The following is a 3,875-nucleotide window of genomic DNA, read 5'->3' as shown; positions in this document are numbered from 1 at the left end:
AAATAGTATTTTAAACAATATTATATTATAATATTTAATAATAAACAAATTTTTTTAAGAGGTTTTTATGAATTTTAAAAAGAGTATGTTTGTATTAGGTATTATCGTACTGTTTGTTTCAATGATTGCGGTCAGTGCCGTGTCAAGCCAACAGAATGTACATGACATACAGGAAATATTGGACACAACCAATGAATCCGATATGATCGGATGTTGCTCAATCGTATTGCAGCTGGAAGGAAATAACAGTATGATGGCTTTCAGAAGAGATTCTGGTTCTGCCGCTGAGATTTATATCGAAAAAATCCCATGGCATGGAAAAGAAGCCATCAAACAGTACAAAACTTCCGATGGATATTTCTGTCAGGTAATCATAACCAATGACGGGTGGCTAGTTGGATATGGAGGAATCGATGACGGTCCCGACAACGAAAAGATAGAAAACCTTACAGGTAATATGATAAATAAAAGCAACGGTACAATATCTGAAGATCTTTTAAGCCAAGTTCAGCAGATCAAGTCTGCCTACGGATTGGGACACCTGCTCATCAAGGCTCCTAACGGTGAATATGGTATAGCATCAGCTACATCATACTTTAAAGGAAAATTGGCTCCTGGGGAATACGCTTCTATTCCAAATAGGGATCAGTTCTTCAGGTCAGGTACAATCGAGCTGAACTCATCAGACAAGGTCAGACAAATGGTTAATCTTGAGCTAACCGACGGTTTCGGTCTTACAAGACGTGATGTTACCACATTCAATTACCAGGTCGGAAATGAAAGCAATGTTACAGACATCTACATTTCCAACGATGACGGATCATACTGGGGAATGGGTACCAGCGGACTGGTCGATAATGTAAACATGAGCGGAACCTATGTCAAAGCTGCAGACATTCCAATTGCGCCTGACTACAAGCACATCGGAAACATAACATTCGAAGATAATAAAACGGATGGCAATTCCGGAAACTTCACAATGCCTGGTTTAGGCGGATTTGACTACTTCGGTCTTCTCATGAACCGTGTACTTGCGTTGGTTCTGATTGTTGTGGCATTCGTTGCTTATCATATAGTGCGAGTACTTAGATACAATAAATATAGACGCTAATATTAAACGCTAGCTTTAAGCTAGTGCATTTTTCTTTTTTTTAACATAATTGATTTGAAAATATTATAATTGTGTTTTTGGTGCATTTCCACTTACATGAAAAATTATCAAATCTATTTTTAAAATTGCAAAAAAGGGTATAAATAATTCAAATATTTATAAATCAGATGTTATTTCCTGGAAAATGTTGTTGTCTGCATGTTCATCACTTGAAATTTCTTAAAATTATATATGTCTTATTTAATTATTATACTTTGAAGTTCAATTAGTGTAAATATATAAATTCAGGATGGAATTATTTTTCAAAATCCCAAAAGAATTTTAATTCCAATCAGTATCAGTATGACTCCTCCAAGTATCTGGAATCTGTTTCCGACATAGTCCCCTATTTTTTTACCAATAAATATTCCTGCAATACTGAATGCGAAAGCAACCGCTCCTATAATTGCAGAGGATATCAAAAGGGGGTCATGCAAAAGTGCAATGGTAATTCCAACAGCAAATGCATCTATGCTTGTAGCTATTGCAAGCAGTGTCACTTCCCTGAATGAAAAATGGTCAGTAATTTCTTCTTCATCATCCGACAGGCTTTCACGTATCATATTCACTCCTATGACAAGAAGCAGTATGAATCCTATAATCGATGCCAGCGGTTCGATGATTGATGATATTGCGTTTCCGCAGAAATATCCTAGAATTGGCATCAGAGCCTGAAAACCTCCGAAAAATATGCCGTAAAATAAGATTTGTGATTTTGTGAGATTTTTTTGCGTAAAGCCCTTTGTCATGGATACGCTGAATGCATCCATGGCAAGTGCAACGGCAACCAGACTTGTTGAAATTAAATTAAATACCATTAAATTTTATATTGTACAATAATTTATATAAAATTAATTATTACTTTTATAATATTCAATAAATCAATTAATTGAACACTGTTTATTCTACAATCTGTTCATTTTTCGAATGAAAAACCATTAAAAATGATAATCACTGAAAATCAATCGAATGTTTTATTAATTGATTAAAATAAACATAATACCATAGGAAAATGAGGTGTTATATGTTAAATAAATTATTCAAGTTGGATGAAAAAAATACCAACGTAAGAACTGAAATTCTTGCCGGAATTACAACATTCCTTGCCATGTCCTATATTTTGGGTGTGAACCCTGGAATGTTATCAGAAACAGGCATGTCTCTTGAAGGTGTATTTATAGCTACAGCGCTTGCTTCTGGTGTTGCTAGTATTTTAATGGGTCTTCTTGCAAATTATCCTGTAAGTCTATCTGCAGGAATGGGTCTGAACGCATTGTTTACCTATACCATTGTCCTTGGTATGGGTCTTTCATGGAATGCTGCTTTGGCTGCGGTATTTCTGTCAAGTGTCTTGTTTTTTATAATTACAATCGCCGGAGTAAGGGAAGCTATTTTAAATGCAATCCCTAGGGATTTGAAACTGGCTATCGGTGCAGGTATCGGATTTTTCCTTGCATTTTTAGGTCTTGCAAATGCAGGAGTCGTAATGTCTGATCCGTCTACAATAATTTCACTTGGAGCTTTATCCGCTCCACCGGTATTGCTTGCATTAATAGGTATCGTAATCACATTATTCTTATATTTCCGTCAGGTTCCAGGTGGAGTATTTTTAGGTTTAGTAATAACTGCCATATTGGGAGTAATTTTTACTGCAGCAGGATTCACCAGTCCTGATGTTGCCATGCCTGCCATTCCAAAAACATTAGTATCATTTAATCTTGACTTCAGTGTATTCGGAGGATTCCTCTCAGGATTCGGAGATCTTTTCAAAAACATTCCAAGTTTAATCATGATTCTTTTCTCATTACTCTTCGTTACATTCTTTGATACTACAGGAACATTAATCCCTCTTGCAAAAGAATGTGGATACGAAAATGAAGACGGAACAACCGAAGGAATCGACAAAGCATTCATAAGCGATGCTATCGGTGGAATCATTGGTGCAATATTCGGATCAAGTACCGTTACCGCTTATGTAGAAAGCGCAACAGGTATTGGTGTAGGTGGAAGAACTGGTTTAACTGCAATAGTAACTGGAATATTGTTTATTCTTTCAGTATTCTTTGCTCCTGTTATTTTATCCCTGTTCACATCATCTGTAACTACTGCAGCATTGGTTACAGTAGGTATATTGATGTTTATCCAAATCAAGGATATCGAATGGGACAACCTTGAAATCGTAGCAGCGGTATTCATGACAATCATCATGATGGTACTGTCATATTCCATTTCATTAGGTATTGCATTCGGTTTCATTACCTATGCTTTAGGTGCAATTGCACTTGGTAAATACAAAGAAATGTCCCCATTGGTTTGGGTAATGGTTGTAGTATTTATAATCTATTTGTTCTTCGGTTTATAGAGGTTCAATCCTCTACTTTTTTTCTTTTTTATGTTAAGTTTTATATATACCTTATATCAAATATAGTAATGTTGTAGGTAAACTTTACTTTACAATAGAGGTGAAAATATGAATAAAAATAAACTTTTAGGGATTTTTATTCTTTTTGTGCTTCTTATAACTTGTGCTGGTGTCAGCTTTGCTGCAAGTGACTTTGATGGTTCATCTTTAGATAATTCCAACTATCTCGATGAAGATATTGATGATTCTGATGATTGGGATGATGACCTGGACGATGAGGACTGGGATGATGATTCTGATGATTATGAGTCTGATGATGATTCTGATGATTGGAATGATGACCTGGACGATGAGGACTGGGAT

At 35.7% G+C, this 3,875-nt stretch carries 4 protein-coding genes; 3 read left to right on the top strand and 1 reads right to left on the bottom strand.

Going from position 1 to position 3,875, the window contains the following annotated elements; translation table 11 throughout:
- The first annotated feature begins 67 nt into the window (after window positions 1-67).
- Entirely contained in the window at window positions 68-1,111 is a 1,044-nt protein-coding gene (locus tag ACKI2P_RS06130; protein ID WP_407375978.1) for a hypothetical protein, read from the top strand.
- Between the two features lie 302 nt (window positions 1,112-1,413).
- On the opposite strand, the gene ACKI2P_RS06125 is transcribed toward ACKI2P_RS06130, so the two are convergent.
- Window positions 1,414-1,968, bottom strand: a complete 555-nt coding sequence (locus ACKI2P_RS06125) for a manganese efflux pump MntP family protein (RefSeq protein ID WP_407375976.1) — start codon at window positions 1,966-1,968, stop codon at window positions 1,414-1,416.
- A gap of 206 nt (window positions 1,969-2,174) precedes the next feature.
- Here ACKI2P_RS06125 and ACKI2P_RS06120 point away from each other — a divergent pair, with 206 nt between their 5' ends.
- Window positions 2,175-3,512, top strand: a complete 1,338-nt coding sequence (locus ACKI2P_RS06120) for an NCS2 family permease (RefSeq protein WP_407375974.1) — start codon at window positions 2,175-2,177, stop codon at window positions 3,510-3,512.
- Between the two features lie 108 nt (window positions 3,513-3,620).
- Window positions 3,621-3,875: hypothetical protein (locus ACKI2P_RS06115; protein WP_407375972.1), on the top strand; the 255-nt coding region annotated here is incomplete at its 3' end.

The organism is Methanobrevibacter sp., assembly GCF_045541095.1.
GTDB lineage: Archaea > Methanobacteriota > Methanobacteria > Methanobacteriales > Methanobacteriaceae > Methanocatella.
Note: the sequence above shows the minus strand (reverse complement) of the source record. Positions and strands in the feature narration are given on the sequence as shown.

Coding starts and splice junctions, on each gene's coding strand:
- ACKI2P_RS06130 (WP_407375978.1), top strand. CDS start 68: ATGAATTTTAAAAAGAGTATGTTTGTATTAGGTATTATCGTACTGTTT.
- ACKI2P_RS06125 (WP_407375976.1), bottom strand. CDS start 1,968: ATGGTATTTAATTTAATTTCAACAAGTCTGGTTGCCGTTGCACTTGCC.
- ACKI2P_RS06120 (WP_407375974.1), top strand. CDS start 2,175: ATGTTAAATAAATTATTCAAGTTGGATGAAAAAAATACCAACGTAAGA.